Below are 19,236 nucleotides of genomic sequence, written 5' to 3'. Positions count from 1 at the left end.
CAGTTCATGCCAGGCTGTATCGCAGCTCATTCGCGCGATGCCCAGGTGGGGGGCTCATGCCGGTTACACCCAATGTTGACCCCAGGGTTCCGCCTTCGATACCGGAATTTCTGAGGCGGCGGTAACAGGACCGAATCTGCAGCGGGCTGGCGTGTGGCTCTAAGCGGTTGGCTGATACAGTGTTGGAAACCAACGATCGACAACCGCAGTTGGGAAGCCGAGCTTCACCGGCGAGCGTGTTGTGGACGAGACGAGGTAACCCTTTTCAATAAGGGAGTTGAGCACCGCCCGCGCCTGGCGCTCTTTGTAGCCGGTGAGGCCGCGCGCAGGGCCCCGAGCATATTCGCCCGCCATGACCGCTTCGCGCAGCAAAGGCCATGAACCCTTTGGAAGGCGCTTTGCACGCGTCTCCTCCTCGGTCCAAATCTCCATCCGCCTCAGTAATTCTTCCGGCTCCAAAAGCCCGGCCATGAAGTTGACCTGGTCAACACAGGTGGCCAGGAAGAATTTGCAGAAATCAAGAAGCCCTGCCATCGTAAGATTGCCTCGGCTATCGAGGTCGCCGCGACGCGGCTCGTCAGCAGCCTGCAGATAGGCGTGGTATTCCTCGTGAAGCCAAGTCAGTCGATTACCTCCACGCTTTCCTATTCGATCGCATCAAAGTCGATCGCCCCTTCGTCGCGGAGCTTGGAACCAACCAGCGCTCCGACGCGATCATGCGTGCCATCGTGAGCAGGACCAGGAGTCTTGGAATACCGCTGCTGGCCGAGGGTATCGAAACGGAGCAGCAATGGTCGTGGTTGCCCAAACTCGGCTGCAACGCAGCACAAGGCTATTTGATCGGTAGGCTAAAACTGCCACACGCCGTTTTGTCCCACATGATGAGTGGCAGGTCACGTCGACGAAAGATGGGGCTTGGGCACTCCGTGTAATGCACATTGTAGCATACCGTTCGGGACCGTGAAGATCATGAAGTCTGCTTGATTTGCCGATGACAGCAGATCTTTCTGGTCGCTTTCCGTGACGCGCCTTTTCTTATCATTTTTCGAAATAATTTCGATCGGGAAGTGGGCATTGCGACGACGGCGCCGGAAGGCGCGCGACCAAAAAATTCGACGGTTGCGGGCGAGGGGGCCAGACGGCTTGGCCGGCAGGTCACTACACCCCGAAACACGCCAGTTGGCTCATCATGGTCGAGTGCGAGATCAGCGTGTTTCAGCGCCAGTGTCTTGGCCGCCGCATCGACGACCCCAAAAGGTCCCGAAACGAGATCGCAGCATGGCAAAGCCGGCGAAGCAAAACTCGAGCTCGCATCAAGTGGATGTTCGCAACCTGACAAAGCACGCGCCAAACTCGGCCGCGCCTATCCAGCCACCGCAAAGAGTCAAAATCACTGAGCTGAACCACTAGGTGCTCGCGCATTTTAGTCGTTCCAAAAAACGTTAGGGTGATCCCGCTCAAATTTCGGAGTTTCAGTCGTTTCCGACACCGATAAGCCGGGCTAGTAAGAGCAATAACCAGAAGGCACCGTTCATTCGAACACTCCCTTCTTCTCTACGCCGAAACGACGCACTCCATCCTGCTTCGATCCGTCGCGGAACGAGGAGCGGAGCTCCTCGCCGGGGGCGCTCGGGAACGGCATGCATGCCTATCTGTAGGTTCAATCCTAATTCGGACTCCGTAACGATGAATTAGGACACCGCGGTTAGGCGGAGATCGTCGGGTGCTTCCTCAGTCCCACCCGACACAGCTTAAATGCGTATATCGGAAAAGGGAGGTCCCGGCGGCAAACCGGGGCTTTTTCGTTTGGCTCAAGGCGGTAAACACAAAAAGGCAAAAACGCCGCCCGCTTGAAAAACCGATGCGAGCGGCGTTTAGCCAGCCAAGGGAAGGTGATGCAAAATCCCAGCGAGCACTAGTATGCACAGACTGTAACACGATTTTGTGTCGGGGAAAGGGACACCCGCCAGACGAGTACCTGCTATCTCGCAGCAGGGTATTGTGTGTGAGCAGACTTGGTGGAGACGCACGCATTGCTAAGCGCTCATGTCACGGCATGCACAACGTCATATTCTGGCCGCCGCCAAAGCTCCCGCGTAAATACCCGCTCGATCACCTCGATTGCTCTCATCACTTCGGCCTTGCCGATATAAAGCGGGGTGATACCGAACCGCATGATGTCGGGCGCCCGAAAGTCGCCGATCACGCCATGGGCAATCAGGGCTTGCATCGCTGCGTAGCCCCTTTCAAATGCGAACGAAACCTGTGAGCCTCGCTCTTCATGCGAGCGCGGCGTCACCAGCCTGAGCTGCGGGCAGAGACGCTCGACTTCGCCAATCAGCAGATCGGCGAGCTCGAGCGAGCGAGCGCGGACTTCATGCATGTCGATGCGGTCCCAGATATCGAGCGAGGCTTCCAGCGCTGCCATAGCGAGCACGGGCGGAGTGCCGATCCTCATGCGCTCAATGCCAACTGCTGGTGCATAGCCGAGATCGAAGGCGAAGGGCTTGGCGTGGCCCATCCAGCCCGACAGAGCAGGCCGCGCGTGATCAGCATGGCGCGGCGCAATGTAGAGAAACGCCGGCGCCCCAGGGCCGCCGTTGAGATACTTGTAGGTGCATCCGGCCGCGAAGTCGGCGCCAACGCGTGCGAGATCGACGGGCAACGCGCCGGTAGAATGTGCGAGGTCCCAGACAGTGACGATGCCCAGTGCGTGGGCTCTTGCGGTGAGCTCGGCCATGTTATGACGCCGCCCCGTGCGATAGTCCACCTCCGTGATATAGAGCACCGCGATTTCCTCGGACAGCGATTCCTCTATCTCCTCAGGCCGAACGAGCCGCAATTGGTGCCCGCGTCCCAAGGTCGCGATCAAGCCTTCGGCCATATAAAGATCGGTCGGGAAATTGCCGGTATCCGACAACACGATTTTGCGATCACGATTCATCTCGAGCGCGGCGGAGAGCGCCTGATAGACCTTCAACGACAGCGTATCGCCAACGGTGACAGACCCAGTTTCAGCGCCAATAAGCCGTGCAATCCGATCACCCAGCTTGCGCGGCTGCACATACCAGCCGGCAGTATTCCAGGCGCGGATCAGCTCGACGCCCCACTGCTGCTGGATGACGCGGCCCATTCGATCAGCCGTGCTAAGCGGCAGCGGACCAAGCGAATTGCCATCCAGATATGTCACACCGTCCGGAATGTTGAACAGCGGCTTTGTCTGTTCGTAAACGCGCAATCTGTTTTCTGTAGTGCTCATAGGACCGTTCGGACGCGCCAGAGTTCCGGGAATAGTTCGACCTCCAGCATTCGCTTGAGATAGCTGACGCCGCCGGTGCCTCCCGTACCTCGTTTGAAGCCGATGATGCGCTCCACGGTGGTCACATGGTTAAAGCGCCAACGGCGGAAATAGTCCTCGAAGTCGACGAGCTTCTCAGCAAGCTCGTAGAGCAGCCAATGCGTTTCCGGCGCCTCATAGACACAGCGCCAGGCCTCGACCACTGCATCGTTGAGGCGATGCGTTTCACGGACATCACGTTCCAGTACGGAGCGCGGAATCGCAAGCCCCTTGCGGTTGCCGAGGCGCAGCACCTCGTCGTACAGGCTTGGGATTGTGAGCTCCCTCTCAAGAAGCCGTGTCGCCTCCGCATCATGCGCGTGCGGCTTCAGCATGGCTGGATTGCGATTGCCCAAAACATATTCGATGAGGCGGTACTGACGGGATTGGAAGCCGGACGACTGTCCGAGCTTCGCCCGGAAATGCGTATACTCGCTTGGCGTCATCGTGCGCAGCACGTCCCATGCGCTGTTCAACTGTTCGAAGATACGTGAGACGCGCGCCAGCATTTTCATTGCCGGCGCGACGGCGTCGCGTGCAATCGCGTCGCGGGCCGCACCCAATTCATGAATGGCAAGTCGCATCCAGAGCTCCGAGGCCTGATGCTGCACAATGAACAGCATCTCATCGTGCGCATCCGACAGCGGATGCTGCGCGCTGAGAATGGTCTCCAATCGCAGATAATCGCTATAGGACATCCGCGCAGCGAAATTCGTTTCTGCGCCTTCTGCTGTTGGATCGTAGTCATTGTTGGCCATCGCGGGCGTCCTTAGTCAGACCGATCAGACAAGGGGTGAGCTCTGACCAGGGATCTCTTAGTGGGACGACTGCGCCTGCAGGGGTTGCGATTTGGCTCGACGACGAGACGACTCGGAACCTCCCGCCTGATCCGGACATCCCCCATCAGCTCGGCTTGGCAACTTAAGCTGAGACGTTCACCGCCGCCCACCCGCGCTGCGAGCGTGCCAAATTGCGCATTCATCGTCGCTGTTCCATCATCTGCCGGTCGACGATTTATGCAGATCTTTCGAACTGCGGCTGCCAACGCAAGAGGTATGATTGCAAATATTGTACAAGCAGCGCCAGCATGGTTCCGACGATCATCATTATAAAGATCGCGACCATCATTTCGCTGGCATTGGCGCGTGCCTCTGCCTCAATGATGAGCTTGCCGAGGCCACGTTCAGCGCCGATAAACTCTCCGACGATCACGCCGACAAGTGCAAACGACACTGCAGGGAGCAGAGACGCGAACACCCAGGCCAGCGCAGACGGAATGACAACGGTACGCAAGATGGTCAGCTCGCTCGCGCCCAATAGGCGGGCGGCGGCAATTTGATCTCTGTCGACCGCCCGCGTGCCTTCGAACGTATTAAAGAACACGATGAAGAACACGACGAGTGCGGCGGTCACCACCTTCGACACATCGCCAAGGCCAAACATGAGAATGATCAGTGGCACGAGCGCGATGCGTGGGATCGAATTGAACGCCAGAATGAACGGTCCAAATATGCGCGCAAGAACGTCCGAGCGTCCGAGGAGGAGGCCAACGACGATGCCGGCGGCCGAGCCGAACAGAAATCCCCACCAAGTATTCTTCAGCGTGACAAGCGTCGCTATCCAAAGATTGTTATCGGCATTCCTGAAGCAGACCAGAAAATCCGATGGGTCGTTGAGGCAGCTAAGCCGCAAGAAGCTCTGCCAGATCAATGACGGCTTCGCCACGAAATACGGGTCGAGAATCTTGGGAACATAGGCTCTTGGCAGAACTGCTTTGCTCCATTCAAAGCCCCATTGCCAAATCACAAGCAGAAAAGCGAAAATTGCGATCTGCCAGAGCACGATCACCTGACGACGGGTAGCCATGATCAATCGGCCTTGGTACGGCGAAACTCTTCGCCAAGCGAATGCCAGATGTGAGAATACAGGCGGCCGAATTCGGCCGTTTCGCGCAACCCGACTGGATCTCGCGGACGAGGAAAGGGCACCTGGAAGTCATCCTTCAGCCGTCCGGGCCTTGCGGACAGGACGATGATGCGGCTGGCCAGTGTAAGCGCCTCGCCGAGGTCGTGAGTTACGAACAGCACAGTCTGCCGTTCGCGCTCCCAGATATCGAGCAATGTCTTGTGCATTTCCAGCTTGGTATGAGTATCAAGCGCGCCGAAAGGCTCATCCATCAGGAGAATTTCAGGTTCGAGGATGAGGGTGCGCATTAAGGCCACCCGCTGACGCATCCCGCCCGAAAGCATCCGAGGAAAGCTCTGGCCGAAGCCAGTCAACCCGGCCTTTCCAATCGCATCGGCAACCCGCGCGGAACGCTCCGTCTTCGTGATACCGGAGATTTCGAGCCCGTAGCCGATATTCTGCTCGACCGTTCGCCAAGGAAATAGTGTGTCGCGCTGAAACACGTAACCGACGTTGGAATTTACCTTGCCGGTATCAACTAAGTCGCCGTCGACGAGAATTCGGCCGCCTGAATGTGGCAAGAGCCCGGCCACCATGTTGAGGATCGTGCTCTTTCCGCAGCCGGAGGGGCCGAGCAAGGCAACGAATTCGCCTTGGCGAACCTCGAATGATACATTGTCGACGGCAGCAAAATCGCCTCGACCGGCGCTGAAGCGCTTAACTAGTCCTTGCACAGCAATCCGAGTGCGACCAGCGTCCGCATTCGTCGTTTCTCGGGCAACGGCGAGGCTGGGGCCAGGCGCGGACATCACTTGTATTTTGCCTTCGCTACATTGAGAAAGCTCATATCGACAACGTCCTCGTATGCAGTCTCCGGAATTTCTGTACCCTTGCGGGACCGAATTCTGCTGCCCCGATCATAGGCGGCTTTGTCGATGTTTCCGTCATATGCCCAAGTCAATTTGTCAAAGCCAAGCTCTGCGCTAACGGCGGTGGGATCGATTCCAGAAAACCACTTGGGCGCAACCAGTGCCTGGACTTCGGCGAGCGGCGTCGTTTTGACCCACTTCATCGCCCGATAAATCGCGTTCACGAAGGCCTGTACCGTCGGCTTGTCCTGCTCGATCGTGTCCGCCAGCGTGTAGACGACCAGCACCGGAACCGTGCCCCCGAAATCTTTCTCAAACATCCCCGGTTGGGAGGTATCGTAGATCAGAGTGCCAAAGCCCTTTTTCTTGATTTCGATGATCCAACTTGGCGGTGCCATGATGGCATCAAACTGCTTGGTTTCGAGAGACGGAAACATGATCTCCTGCCCGCCGCCAGCGACCCAATTCACTTTTCCGCCAAGCCCTCGTGCTTCAAACAGATAAGTGCCATAGACCCAACTGCCCGATCCGATGGCCGTGGCCGCGATGATCGGCTTGGCCCCGTCTGGGCGCTTGTAGGCCGCTAGCTTCTCGAGCGACGTGATGCCGCTTTCATAGAGGTCTTGCCGCACAACAACATTGGCGTACGAGCACGCCATTTCAGTTGCGAGCAGAATTTTGCATGCCTTGCCGCGCGCCGTGAGTTGAAGGGGGTGACTGGCGTCACCGTGGGCGAACATCGCTTGGTCCGAAGCGAGCATCTGGCGACCGAAACTGCCCGAGTTGCCTGTAATCAGTTTCGAATTGAGTCCTTCATCCCTGAAATAGTTCTTGAGCTCGGCGATCATGCCGATGGCATAGATTGGCGTTGTGGGGCCGAAGGCGAGGGTGACCGGCTTGCCTTGAGCGCGCGACTGGCTCGGCAGCAACGAGGTGCCCGCAAATGCGGAGCCCGAAACAAGGACTCGGCGCCGTGTGATGGTCATGCATTACTCCCCTGCTGCTTGTTGCGAACCAGGCGCTTAAGATCCGTCATACGGCCGACGAGGCGATTGTCCCCGCTTTTTCTAACGCAGCGATTTCGTTTGTCGAAAACCCGATATCGCCGAGGATGTCGTGTGTATGTTCGCCGACCTGAGGCGGGTCATTGCCATTTGCGAGGCGGCGGCCGTCGAGCGATATCGGCAGCAAGGGGGTTTTGGTGTTACGGCCATCGGGCAAGCGGATCTCGGTCAAACCACCCGATTTATTGAGGTGGGGATCGCTGAACAAATCACCCGGTTTGTTCACGGGCGCATAGGGCAGCTCAAGTTCTTCCAGCTTCGCGGCAAGTTCGGCCTTGTTCCAGCCGCCAAATATCTTGGCGACTTCCGGGATCAGCCAGTCGCGATGATCAACTCGACCTTGAGCCGTGATGAAACGCGGATCGCTCAGCCAGGCAGCCCGATCAAACGCGAGGCAGAACGCCTGCCATTGCTCCTCCCCAACGACAGTGACGAAAAGCTTTGATCCGTCCTTTGTATCGAACAGGTCATAGATCGGCCAAGGACTGTCCTTCACCGAGTACGGAATTGAAGGGCGTCCGGTGACGACCTCGCACATCATCGCCTGTGCCATTAGAAAGACGTTGTTCTCGAAGAGGGCGCTTTGGATGTAACGACCGCGGCCGGTGCGCTGTCGTTCGGCGAGCGCGGCTTGGATCGCGATCACCCCAAACATGCCACCCATGACGTCATTCACTGAGGCGCCCGCGCGCATTGGCTGGCCCGGCAGGCCGGTCATGTAGGCGAGCCCGCCCATCATCTGAACGACTTCATCGAGCGCAAGACGGTTCTCGTAGGGTCCGGGGAGATATCCCTTGAGTGAGCAATAAATCAGCCGCGGCGCGAATGCGGCCACTGAATTGTAGTCGAGACCGACCCTCTTCATCAAACCCGGTCGGAAGTTTTCGATCAAAACATCGCTGCGCTCAGTGAGCCGGCGCGCCACCTGTTTGCCTCCCGGGCTCGACGTGTCGAGCGCGATGCTGCGTTTGTTCCTGCTGTATGTCGCAAAAAAACCCGCGGCAGGCCCCTTGAAATAGCGAGTGCGATCGCCCTTGAGCGGCTCGACTTTGACCACATCGGCGCCCAGGTCGGCGAGGATGAGCCCACAGGTAGGGCCCATGACCATCTGACTGAATTCAACGACGCGCACGCCTTCGAGGGGGCGGGGAATTGTCGGCCCTGATGTGGGATTGCCGCCCATCATGCCACCCTCCGCAACACCCTTGGAATTCCAGCCTCGTGCAGATGACCTGTCAGGTGCTTCTGCTCAACGTGCCGGGCGAGAATTTCGCGTGTCGCCATCAACCGATCCAGATCGATCCCAGTGGAGAGGCCCATCCGTTCGAGCATGAACACGAGATCCTCAGTCACAATATTGCCCCGTGCGCCCGGTGCGAAGGGACAGCCGCCAAGCCCCGAAACAGCAGCATCGAAGCGCCGGACATCCGCTTCGAGCCCCGCGACGACGTTGGCAAGACCGGCGCCAAGCGTGTCATGCAGATGTAGCCTGAGCATCATTTTTGGGCCGGTCTCGTTGCGAACCGCGCGTACGATCCGCTTAACCTGCGTTGGGGTGCCGTAGCCGACGGTATCTGCTAGTCCGATCTCGTCCGCACCCGCCTCGGCGAAACCCTGCACAAGGCGACACACCGCGGCCTCACTGACGTCGCCTTCCATTGAGCAGCCAAAAGCTGTCGCTACAGCGCCCACAAGATGCGGCCGCTCAGGAGCTTTTTGCGCGTTGATCCTCGCACGAACTACACGGAATGCTTCGAGCTGTTCCTCAATCGTGCGGCGCACATTCGCCCGGTTGTGCGTTTCGCTCGCCGAGATCACGAAATACATGCTGTTGACTCCGGCCGCGAGCGCGCGCTCAGCACCTTTAACGTTCGGTACGACCGCGCCGATGGTCGTAGACTTATGGGTCAACGCGTGCGCAACAACTGCTCCAACGTCGCCGAATTGCGGCACGACCGTAGCCGGTACAAATGAGCCCGCATCGACCTCGCTCACCCCCGCGGCGACGATCGCACTGATCAGCTCGCATTTTGCGCCTGTTGGCACAATGACATCCAAGTTTTGAAGGCCATCGCGCGGTGCAACTTCGCAGATGTGCACATCCGGTGAATTGTCCATTGGCGCCCTATTGTATATTCTTGCATTAAAGAACAATATGTGACATCATCTGTCAATGAAGATTCCGAACCGCTTCGGGGGCCCCGGAACGAGGCTCTGCCGGTGGGCGGCCAGGACATGATCCGCTCGCATTCCGCGGAATTCTATTTTCGGGTGAGGTTTGCATGGATTATCCTGTTGGCTGAACTGCCTGGCGCTGCCTGTTCGCGCGCCGCGCGGCGATATTCATCGGGCGTCCGCTTCAGGGGTGCATCCCGACGGAATCCTTTCGCCCTGCGGTTCTGGCGTAAGCCAAATAGCGTTCTTGGTGAAACGGAAGCGCCGCACCAAGAATGCCTTTCGTCCACGAAGCCACGCCCGTGCCCGATTGAAGAGGCGCGCCAACTCCAGCCCTCATTGCATAGAGCCAATGAGCCGCACAAACGATCGTTCAGTAAGGAGAAGCTATGTTTCAAGCCCTGCCTGATCTGCCGGCCGACGCCGTGTTGGCGTTAGCCGAGGCATGCCGCAACGATCCTCGGCGGGACAAGATCGACCTGAGTGTGGGGGTCTATCGAAACGATAACGGCGTTACGCCCGTCCTGTCCGCGGTGAAGGCCGCCGAACATCTCTTGGTCGAGGGACAGGACACCAAATCATACGTAAGCCCACTCGGTGACACAAAGTTCGTCAGCCTTATCCGCGAGCTCGCGATCGGAAACATCGAGGTGGATCGACTAGGTGGCGTTCAGACACCTGGCGGCGGCGGTGCGGTCCGGTTAGCTTGCGAGGTCATAAAGCTGGCGGCACCCTTTAGCCGGATATTTGTGGGCCTGCCGACATGGGGCAACCACATTCCAATCTTTGAGGCCGTGGGATTGGAAATAGGTACGTACACCTATTACGACGTCATTTCTCAAACGCTTCGCTTCGACGAAATGCTCTCATCGCTCAAGAGCGCAAGGAGAGGGGATATCGTGCTGCTTCACGCGACTTGCCACAATCCATCGGGCACGGATCTTAGCCTTGATCAATGGCGGGCGATCGCGCAACTTGTGGAGGAGAGAGGCCTCATTCCTCTCATCGACTTTGCCTATCAGGGATTCGGTGATGGTTTAGAGCAGGATAGAGAAGGACTAGAAATAGTGCTGTCCAGCGTGAGCGAAGCGTTCGTCGCTTATTCTTGTAGCAAAAACTTCGGACTGTATCGGGAGCGGACCGGAGCGCTCTTCGTCTATGGCACGAACCCGGTCTCAGTAGGGCGGACTGTTCAAGCCATGGCTGCCCTAGCGAGAGTTAACTGGTCCATGCCGCCCGACCATGGTGCTGCGGTCGTCGGCACTATCCTGTCGAACACCGCCCTTCGTCAGGATTGGCTTCGCGAGCTCACGACGATGCGGGAAAGAATTTTAAAAATTCGTGCGGCCGTCGGACGGGGTATGCCCGAATTTTCTCAGCTCGGGGCGCAAAAGGGAATGTTCTCCACCTTACCCTTGCATTCTGCCACGATCGACCGTCTCCGCAAGGATGATGCGATCTATATCGTTGGAAACGGCAGGATCAATCTGGCCGGCCTTACAACTGACGACGTGCCACGCTTTGTCGACAGTGTCCGGCGAGCAGTTTAAGCTGTCGAAATGCAACTCGGAAACGGATCCGCCTGTGGCACCTATCTGAAGACGTACACCTTAAGCGGGCGTCGAATATGACGCATCATCAGAGCCGATGCATCAGCATACCGGCGGGCCTCCAGGACGTCGAGCAGCCTCAGGTGTTCCTTCACGTGCCGGCGCATGCCGTCGCGATCAGCGAAGCTTCGGTATGCAAACAAGCGACGAATCGAATTTACGCGCTTAAGTGACTCGACGAAGAAGGGATTCTTGGCACCGCGCGCGATCTCCTCATGGAAATCACATCCCCATTGAAACACTTCACCTATCGTGAATTTTTCCAGCTCGCCATCAAAAATGCGCAGCTGGCGCTCGCGAAGTCGCTCGATGACCTCTGGCGCCAGAGCGTAACCAGGTTGAGCAATTGCTGCTGGTTCGATCACCGCGCGGAACGCCATAACTTGTGTCTGCGCTTCGGGACTTGATACAGTTTCAGCAAAACGCCACCCGTAGCCCGGTGAGCGCGCGATCCACCCTTCCGCTGCGATCCGATCCAGCAGTCGTTGTAATTCGGTGCGTGTTAGATCGTAACGGCGCAGCAATTCGGCTTCCGTGACATCGGCGGGAAGGCGCTTTGCGACCACGTCCGTTGCAATCGTCGCGTAGGCCTCTTCCGCGCGGCTTACCGCCGCCAGTGTGGATTGTGCGGCTACGCTCGTAGGGTCTCTTGTCAAGACAAAGCCGCGGTGCAATTCACCGCGCGCGAACCCCGCCTCTTCTAGAGCCTTTAAGCCTAGGCGAATTGGCGCGCGCGACAGGCCAAGCGCATCGGCAAGCTTTTGCTCGATGAGGCGATCGCCGGTCTTCATCCCATCGCGACGGACAACGGACAAAATGAGCCCAGCCAAGTGCTCGGCACGACCGAGCGGGCTCTTTTTCTTGGGCCGTCGTGAGATGGGCGACAACGGCCGAGCATCTCGATTCAAAGGTCTTTCTTTCCCGTTTGCCAGCATGTGGATGTAACTCGTGGCCAAGAGCGAAGTCAACTTGGAGCTATTGTACTAAGGATGCGAACATTGCCGCTGTGGCAAGGCTCCAAGTCCGCCGCCTTCCAACTTAAGGAGGCGCAACGCGAAGTTTGGCGAAGCCAGTTGCGGCTTTCGGATGGACGCGTCTGATTTCGCGCTCAATCTCGTCGAGGCGCACTTCGATCCGGCGTACTCCTGGTTCGCGTCCTCCTTTCTACGTAGATGCATCGACAAACTCGGTAACAATCTTATGCGCGAGATGCTGGCATAGCCCTCCTAATCTTGAACGCCTCAAGCCCATCGAGGTAGATTGCGCGACCGTCAACACAAGCCTTCGTCCATGGATCGAGATGAAGCGTCGGCAGATAGAACAGCCGGCGTTCCAGTTCGATGTCCTCTGATGCGGTACTTCCGGCTGCGCTCATGGCACCCCTCAACGTAACCTAATTTTTTGCGAGCAGCGTCAGCTATTTCCCGGAAGGGTATTGCTGCGGCAAGATCGCCAAGAAAGTGCCAGATCCCGAGCTGTCGTTCCAGGAAAGCGGACTTGAGGATGTCAACCATCTGGTTCGGCTGCACCCGTCCTCGGAGCTTGGGTTGCGTCTATGGACTTCTGGCCTGGGCTGCCATTCTTAATGCCGCCCGACCCGCGGGCGCGTCTCACCGCGCCCCAAATACAACCCTCCGCGGACGCACACGCCTGAAGGGGCGGTCGGCTCGGCGAGCCACGGTGAGGAGCAGCCGAATAGTCGCCACTGGTCTGCTGATCTTTCACCGGGAAAATACGGGACCGACGGCATTCATCTCCTGCTGAAATGGCCAAGATTCTGGAGAGGGTAAGATCAAACCGGAAATCAAACGGAATATTTACGCTTCGCCGAAGTGGTCCGGTAACGCATAGAAACTATACTGCCGCTTGTCCGAGTGGCAGGTTGGAATGAACGAGATCGCAGTAACATTAGCTTCCGTCGACGCCTGCGTGAACGGGCGACGGACGCGATCGATCAGATTCCCCCCGGACATCGAACGGCAATTTGAAGCCGACATGCACGACAAGCGGTGTAAGCGCTTGACGATCGGACTGCTCGTTTCGGCTCCCCTCTATAACCTTTTTCTGCTCGGAGATTGGCTGCTGGTCCCGGACGTCGTGCGGCTGGCCATGTGGGTACATTTCTCAATAGTGACTCCGTGGATGCTATTGGTCGCCTGGCTCGTATCGCGCAAACCGAGGCCCTTCGTACGGGAGCTCCTAGCAGCCAGTGTTCCGCTACTCATCATCTTGCAGATCGACCTCGGTTTTGCCCTGACGGCGAGCGAGAGCGCTGCGCACTACCAGTACGTGGTGATTCCAACTTTGCTCTACACCAATGTCTCACTGCACAGACTCGAATTCCGCTTCGCTCGTGTCGTGACTGCCGCGATCCTGTTGCTTCACACCGCGTTCGTCATATCCGCAAGCTACATCTCCGCCCCGATAGCGGTGACCATCATCGTTCAGCTCCTCATCTGCGGTTACATCACTCTGATCGCAAACTATACAATGGAGCGCGATCTCCGTAGAGCCTACCTCTATTCGCTGAGAGATCGGCTCAGGCACGCCGATGCGGACGCCGCTTCACGCCGCGATCCATTGACGGGGTTAGCAAACCGGCTGCATCTTGATGATGAACTGTCGCGAGTTTGGTCTCGCCCCGAGTGCCGAGCATCGCCCGTTTCAGCTGTCATGATCGATATCGACCATTTCAAGCACTTGAACGATCGCTACGGACATGCTGCAGGCGACCTCTGCCTGAAACGAGTCGCCGCCATACTTCAGGCAGAGATACGAAGGACGGGTGACCTCGTCGCCCGATATGGAGGCGAAGAATTCCTGATAATCCTGCCGGATATGGCGATGATGGATGCCGTGCGGCTGGCCGAACGCATTCGCCGATCGATCGAAATTGCTGCGATCCCCAATGAAGGCCGGAGCCTCTTAGGCATCGTCACCGCCAGTTTTGGCGTCGCAGCTTGTTCGCCGTCGGATTTGTCTCCTCTGGAATTAATTGCTGCGGCCGATCACGCCCTGTATGCCGCCAAAGGCAAAGGACGTAATCAGGTCTGGCCTCCACTTGTGGCCGACGCCACCGTTCGCTCGTTGACTGAACCATTGACGTTTATGGCGTCGTCCTCAGAAGCAGCACGAGGGGTTTGATTTTCCTGCTTGGGCAAACCCGTGGGAAGCTGCGTAAGCCAGGGACATACGCTAAGCTCTCGATTGCTTCCGTGCCTCCCCCGATCCGGGCTGGGGTAGCCGATCTCGCGTCGAGTCTGATCCACTTGAGCAGTCATATTCAGATTCCAGGATCTGAAAAAGCGATACTCGCTCGCTGCACGGCAGAGACTTGGCTACGGCTCTGCTTTGCCAAATGAACCTGCGTATAACTGTTCAATCCTCTCGACTTCCTCTTGGGTCAGCGCCGCGAACTCATTGGCTCGTGCGCGGTTTGATAGCTTACCTTGATTTTGCCGAAGAAAGCCGAAGAGGTTATTCAGCGTCCTCTCGGGCATATCGACTAAACGCTCGACGCCGGCGCAGAACGTGTCGAACCCTTGAAGAACTCTGGCTTCATTCGGAAGATCTTTCTCAGTTCAGCTCTCGACCGAGCAGCCACTCATACAGGAACCAGATGCGACGCCTGTAAAGACCGGTCAGCTTCTGTTTGACCAGCTCGACGATTTCGCCTTCGGCCACAGCAAGAAAAAGCCGCTTCAGGACGGCAAGATCCACGCCCTCGTATTTCAGCGCAATGTTAGATGCGCCTCAAGGGAAGCTTCTGGGGCGTGCCGAGGTGTGTAAAGGCGCCAGCCATCCTGCTCTAGGATACGATGCTTGGTCCCGATCGCCGAGAGCGTCCGTGGAATTGGAGCGGAGAGGTGATAAGCGTCGATGAGGGCGGCATAGCCGGCCGGAGCACCGGCTTCGGGCAAACGCCGGTCATGAAAAATCGTCCCTGCTCCTGAAAACTGTGCGCTCAACGACATATTCCCGAAAGTTCAGCGGCATTAGAGGAGGCGGACGTCGCCGATCTTACGAGATGAGATTCTTCAAGGCCGGATAGCTCGCGCCGAACACGAAACCGTCCACGCTGCGGGAATCGAAGGCGAGCAACCAGAGACCTTGGGCTTCATTGCCTGAGAACCTGAGAATTTCAAAGGTGCAAAAGCTGCGCCGTTTGGCCCGGGATTTCAACCTCTTGGATTGATGCGGCACCTCCGGGCACCTTAGGCAGGCCCATCGCTGGTGAGATCCGTCTTTCAAAGGTCGAGCACAATCGAGCTAGCGGACCGGAACGGCAATGGGCGGCGCAATCCGCGCTCGAGCCTCATTGTAGACCTCAATGATGCCTGGCATGGCTACGGTTACAGCAACGCCGAACGGAACTTGCTCGTCTATCTTGCTGCCTCTGTCAGGCTCGCGTTGAATGATCAGCTCGATTTCAGAATCGACTGTCAGAGCCGGCGCCTTGTCGCCCAGCCAGCGCCGAGAGAAAACGGTCCCCTTGCTTGCCTGATTGACATCAGGCTGCGTCTTGGATGGCTGCACGCGGAACTGATCGATCTCATCTGAACTCGCCAAAAGCGAAAGCTTCACTGAGCGATACGATTGTCGACCGGGATGCACGGGCGTGAACCATGCAAGCGTTGCGGTCACCGAGTGGGGGAGAGATTGGCCGCTCATGCAAGCCGGTAACGGAACAACAACCGAACGTCTTGTCTCCTGCGCCAGCGTTCCGACGGCCCAAAACGTCGCCCTGTCGGAAGCGCAATAAATTGCATCGTCCGGACTAACAACGCCGTAGCCTAAGAAGCGCCGGATATTATCCTTCTGCCTGACGAATTGCTTTGCATCAGCTGGACCTAGCACGCTCTTGATGAGCTCGGCGCTATCTTGCGGCCACGAGGCTGTATGCACTAACAGCGCCTTGAGAAGCGCGGCGCGCTGATGGTGGGGCAGGGACAGAAAGTCCTGCCCGTACGTGTCTTCCAAAGCGTCATGAATTCTGTGAGCCGTCCTGGAGGCCAGAGCTGCCGCAGCACTTGTGCCGGAAGTGTAATGCTCCCAATTGCTGCTGCCCTCGCGCGGCGGAGCTGCAACCTTGAGCCCATGCGGTCGAGCAGGTCCACTTGGCCTTACAGCAAGCGCCGTTCCACTGGCCACCATGGTTAAATGCTCACGAGAGCCAGGCATCAAAATATCCGGTTTGACGCCGTTTGCAAATCCTGGACCCAATCCGCTGGATGGATTGGTGATGATCATCGGATGATACGGATCGACCCTGCCTCTAGCGCTACGGCGATCGGCTGCGCTAACGGCGTCGATATTGGCGGAGCCTACCGTGATCCCGTTCACTGTTTCCGACGGTGAAAGCAGCCGGCGAGAAGTGATCAATCGCGACAGCGCGGACAACGTATGTCTGGCCCGATCGGGCTGGTCCGTCGCTTCATAAGCAGCCATGGTGGGGATGGATGCTATCTCGAATGAGCCGGCGTGATTGCCGGCACTCACGCAGAACAGAATTCCATATCGATGGGCCAATCTGTCGACCAACCTCGCCCAGGGCGACAGCCGCCCATGAAATGGCTTTCGGACATTGCCGAGCGAAAGATTGACGATCACAACTGACGGAGCGCTCGGATCGTCGTTGCGCCGCATCGAGACCACAGCTTGATAAACCAGGTCGACAATCAGCCGGTCCTCAGGAAATTGATCAGCAGCCCCCAAGAGCGGTATGCAATGGATGCGGCGCGCCAGCGGCGGCTCATTGGTGTTTCGGTCGCCATGCACGATCAGAGAAGCCATAGCTGTGCCGTGAGCCCTTTCAGCCACGACGGCTGCGCCCTCTAAATCGAATTGATCGTCGACATTCATTCGATCACGAAGCAGAGGGTGCTGGGAAACGGGCACGCCATCCAATAAGGCCAAAATTGGTTGGCCTTCAGAAGGAAGCGGTCCCAGTCCGCCTTGGAGCTGACTGGCGTCTTCGACTTGCACCGGCGCAACAATACTCTGTGGCCGAATGTGCATGACCGGGTCCATGCCGCTCAACCCGGTCGCGGAGCGCTCGGTAATTTGCCGGATCGCGGCAACTGGCAGGTTAGCCAAAAGGGCATGATAGGCGATGTCCGGGATCCGGCACTGCGTCACAAGAGTGCCACCGACCGCCCTAATCTCGCTGATGACTCCTTGTTGGTTCGAAGCCGCCATGTCCTCCGACGATCGAAACACAAGCTCGATCTCAACGGGGAGAATTTCCTCATCTCCCATGAGCTCGATCTCGTGCGCAAGGATCTCTCGATCACCATCTTGAACACGATCTCCCGGCCCCCATACTCTGATGTCACGGAGCGTCGCAAAGACATCCCGCCAGGGTGCGAACCCCTCCCCAATTGCTTGCCCGGATACCCATCTCTTCCAGAGCGACAGGATGTTCTGCAAAGCCGTGACATCTGGCACAAGAAGATAGGCCTCAGGCGACTTGTCCTTCTCATCGCCCTCCAGCTCCTCTTCATCGATGAGCTCCAGACCAGGCACTCTTCGGATCGCATTCGCAAAATTCGCAACTGCCCCCCGAACCTCAAAAACCAGCAGCCGCTCTGGCGCCAGCGCGGACGGGTCTGATCGCAAAGTTAAGCCGCTTGGGTCTCGACCCAAGACTTGTTCGAGGCGACGGAAGCGGGGGCCAAATGCTGCATTCTGTGCAGCAGCCGTGAATTTAGCCGGCCTGGGGATCGGTTGCGGCCTGCCTTTTGGTCTTGCCGCCTGATTGCCTGGCGTCAGTCGCAGCAGAGGCTTCGTTGGATCGGCCGCCATGCAGGTTCTCTGGCTTTACTCTCGATGACCAAAATTCGAGTTCAGTCTTGACCGCAGAATCGATCGAGATCTCACCAAGACCAAGAATTTGTCGCCGTCGAACGTTCTGACAGAAATCAAGCACTTCAGCATAGGAGGTTGCGTCAATCTTTTGCGCGAGTTCAAAAGCCGACAGCGAAGGGCGCTCGGGCCAGCCCATATAAATTCGTTCTATGAAATGTGCGATTTCCGCAACTTGCGGAGCGGGAAATGCAATCTTTATCTGAAAACGTCTCCATACGGCTCGATCAAGCAATTCAGCATGATTCGTAGCCGCTATTGTTACCACGTAACTGGGAAGTTTATCGATCTGCATCAAGAGAAACGAAACAACGCGCTTGATTTCGCCCGTTTCGTGATCATCTCCACGCTCTTTTCCAATCGCATCGAACTCGTCGAAAAACAAAACGCAAGGTTGGGTTCGCGCATAGTCGAATAGCGCGCGAAGACGCGCGTTTGTTTCGCCTAGATAGCTTCCTACGAGCGCGTCGTACCGCACCACGAAAAACGGCAGAGAAAGGCCCTCTGCAATCGCTTCTGCAAAGGAAGTTTTGCCGTTGCCTGGAGGACCAGACAGGAGAACCCGATGCCGCGGCTCATATCCGCTTGCCCGCAGCACGTCTGCCCGCACATGCTCCTCGATCAGCTGCATCCCTTCGGCGCGCGCAGGCAAGGGTAAAACCAGCTCATCGAGAGATATGCGTGGCGTAACTTCTAAAATCGTGTCGCGCCCAGCAGCTTGCGGAGACCGCTGAGAGGCAACCAGACTTGGCGGCGTCACAGCTATCGTCTGCAGCGCTCGCTCAAGCCGATCGGCCAGCGCGTGATGACTCTTTGCGCGCTCATCAGCCACAATCGCTTCGACCGCCGAGCGCATCATTGGCCGATCGCCGGTCACACCGGCGCGCACGAGAGATATGAGTAAGTCGCTCTTGGCCATGACAGACAGCCTATTACAGGATTGCGCGCCCACGCTGCTAGAAATGGTCCCAGCTTGTGAACAACTCGCCGATAACCAAGGTTCCTTGCCGGGGTCGCTCGGCGAGCCTATCCGGCGGGGATTAACATATTGAAAAGCTGCAACAAATAAGACTTCTCGTCCGCCGTCATGACTGGTCGAGTCTGTTCTGCCTGCTCAAGCATTCCCCGTCATCCTGTTGACTGCCTGCCTCTGACAAAACTAGCCAGCCTTCATAGCTAGCGCCGACCGAAAGTCCGGCAGAGCCTTCGAGCACTCGCCTCGCGCGCTTTGGCGCTTTATGCCCATCCGAGAGGGGTCGTCAGGGGATTGTTCACTTTTTGTTCAATGCCGTCAAGTCGCAGTCCAATACCGGCGTTCGACCTGTTCCGGAGCGAGAATCGTGAGCAAATGGATCAAGCCCACCGGGGGCGCCGATGCTCGTATCCGTGCATAGTCGAGCTGCTGCAAGCAA

At 57.6% G+C, this 19,236-nt stretch carries 15 protein-coding genes and 1 pseudogene; 4 read left to right on the top strand and 12 right to left on the bottom strand.

Translation table 11 applies throughout. The features are described 5' to 3' along the window. Nucleotides 1-159: 159 nt before the first annotated feature. Complete coding sequence (locus QY049_RS22815; protein ID WP_188637391.1) at nucleotides 160-534, bottom strand: hypothetical protein; 375 nt, start codon at nucleotides 532-534, stop codon at nucleotides 160-162. A gap of 68 nt (nucleotides 535-602) precedes the next feature. On the opposite strand from QY049_RS22815, the gene QY049_RS22810 reads away from it, so the two are divergent. Then, entirely contained in the window at nucleotides 603-932 is a 330-nt protein-coding gene (locus tag QY049_RS22810; RefSeq protein ID WP_128930197.1) for an EAL domain-containing protein, read from the top strand. A gap of 224 nt (nucleotides 933-1,156) precedes the next feature. Continuing rightward, a pseudogene (locus tag QY049_RS22805) lies at nucleotides 1,157-1,397 on the top strand (IS630 family transposase); the annotation flags it as partial. 647 nt (nucleotides 1,398-2,044) lie between these two features. Here the strand turns inward: QY049_RS22805 and kynU are convergent. The 7 genes from kynU to QY049_RS22770 all read right to left on the bottom strand — a co-directional run bounded on the left by kynU (nucleotide 2,045) and on the right by QY049_RS22770 (nucleotide 9,293). Next, nucleotides 2,045-3,259 carry a kynureninase gene (gene kynU / locus QY049_RS22800; RefSeq protein WP_128929957.1) on the bottom strand — a complete coding sequence of 405 codons (1,215 nt, stop codon included), beginning with the start codon at nucleotides 3,257-3,259 and terminating at the stop codon, nucleotides 2,045-2,047. After that, entirely contained in the window at nucleotides 3,256-4,095 is an 840-nt protein-coding gene (gene kynA, locus QY049_RS22795; protein ID WP_128929958.1) for a tryptophan 2,3-dioxygenase, read from the bottom strand. Before kynA ends, kynU begins: the two co-directional genes overlap by 4 nt. Nucleotides 4,096-4,351: 256 nt before the next feature. Beyond that, nucleotides 4,352-5,203 (bottom strand): ABC transporter permease, encoded by an 852-nt coding sequence (locus tag QY049_RS22790; RefSeq protein WP_128929959.1) that lies wholly within the window; start codon nucleotides 5,201-5,203, stop codon nucleotides 4,352-4,354. A gap of 2 nt (nucleotides 5,204-5,205) precedes the next feature. Then, entirely contained in the window at nucleotides 5,206-6,051 is an 846-nt protein-coding gene (locus QY049_RS22785) for an ABC transporter ATP-binding protein (RefSeq protein WP_164933581.1), read from the bottom strand. Continuing rightward, on the bottom strand, nucleotides 6,051-7,097 hold the full coding sequence (locus QY049_RS22780) for an ABC transporter substrate-binding protein (protein WP_237864943.1): 1,047 nt from the start codon (nucleotides 7,095-7,097) through the stop codon (nucleotides 6,051-6,053). The genes QY049_RS22785 and QY049_RS22780 overlap by 1 nt, the downstream gene beginning before the upstream one ends. Nucleotides 7,098-7,143: 46 nt before the next feature. After that, nucleotides 7,144-8,361 carry a CaiB/BaiF CoA-transferase family protein gene (locus QY049_RS22775; RefSeq protein ID WP_232995541.1) on the bottom strand — a complete coding sequence of 406 codons (1,218 nt, stop codon included), beginning with the start codon at nucleotides 8,359-8,361 and terminating at the stop codon, nucleotides 7,144-7,146. Beyond that, nucleotides 8,358-9,293 (bottom strand): hydroxymethylglutaryl-CoA lyase, encoded by a 936-nt coding sequence (locus QY049_RS22770; RefSeq protein ID WP_128929962.1) that lies wholly within the window; start codon nucleotides 9,291-9,293, stop codon nucleotides 8,358-8,360. Before QY049_RS22770 ends, QY049_RS22775 begins: the two co-directional genes overlap by 4 nt. A 446-nt stretch (nucleotides 9,294-9,739) precedes the next feature. On the opposite strand from QY049_RS22770, the gene QY049_RS22765 reads away from it, so the two are divergent. Next, the gene (locus tag QY049_RS22765; RefSeq protein ID WP_128929963.1) at nucleotides 9,740-10,900 is read left to right on the top strand and encodes an amino acid aminotransferase; all 1,161 of its coding nucleotides are present in this window, start codon (nucleotides 9,740-9,742) and stop codon (nucleotides 10,898-10,900) included. Nucleotides 10,901-10,941: 41 nt separating this feature from the next. Here QY049_RS22765 and QY049_RS22760 read toward each other — a convergent pair whose 3' ends face one another. After that, nucleotides 10,942-11,751, bottom strand: a complete 810-nt coding sequence (locus QY049_RS22760) for a GntR family transcriptional regulator (protein WP_232995542.1) — start codon at nucleotides 11,749-11,751, stop codon at nucleotides 10,942-10,944. A 1,096-nt stretch (nucleotides 11,752-12,847) separates the two neighbouring features. Here QY049_RS22760 and QY049_RS22755 point away from each other — a divergent pair. Then, the gene (locus QY049_RS22755) at nucleotides 12,848-14,104 is read left to right on the top strand and encodes a diguanylate cyclase (protein WP_128929965.1); all 1,257 of its coding nucleotides are present in this window, start codon (nucleotides 12,848-12,850) and stop codon (nucleotides 14,102-14,104) included. A gap of 432 nt (nucleotides 14,105-14,536) precedes the next feature. Here the strand turns inward: QY049_RS22755 and QY049_RS22750 are convergent, their stop codons facing one another. From QY049_RS22750 to QY049_RS22740, 3 genes are all read right to left on the bottom strand, one after another. Then, nucleotides 14,537-14,680 carry a hypothetical protein gene (locus QY049_RS22750; protein ID WP_232995543.1) on the bottom strand — a complete coding sequence of 48 codons (144 nt, stop codon included), beginning with the start codon at nucleotides 14,678-14,680 and terminating at the stop codon, nucleotides 14,537-14,539. Between the two features lie 549 nt (nucleotides 14,681-15,229). Further along, on the bottom strand, nucleotides 15,230-17,764 hold the full coding sequence (locus QY049_RS22745; RefSeq protein WP_128929966.1) for a S8 family serine peptidase: 2,535 nt from the start codon (nucleotides 17,762-17,764) through the stop codon (nucleotides 15,230-15,232). Further along, nucleotides 17,667-18,743, bottom strand: coding sequence for an AAA family ATPase (locus QY049_RS22740; protein WP_128929967.1), 1,077 nt, complete (start codon nucleotides 18,741-18,743; stop codon nucleotides 17,667-17,669). The genes QY049_RS22745 and QY049_RS22740 overlap by 98 nt, the downstream gene beginning before the upstream one ends. Nucleotides 18,744-19,236: the final 493 nt, after the last annotated feature.

The organism is Bradyrhizobium sp. WYCCWR 13022, from assembly GCF_030435535.1.
In the GTDB taxonomy this organism is placed as follows: domain Bacteria; phylum Pseudomonadota; class Alphaproteobacteria; order Rhizobiales; family Xanthobacteraceae; genus Bradyrhizobium.
This window is presented reverse-complemented; position numbering and strand designations above follow the sequence as displayed.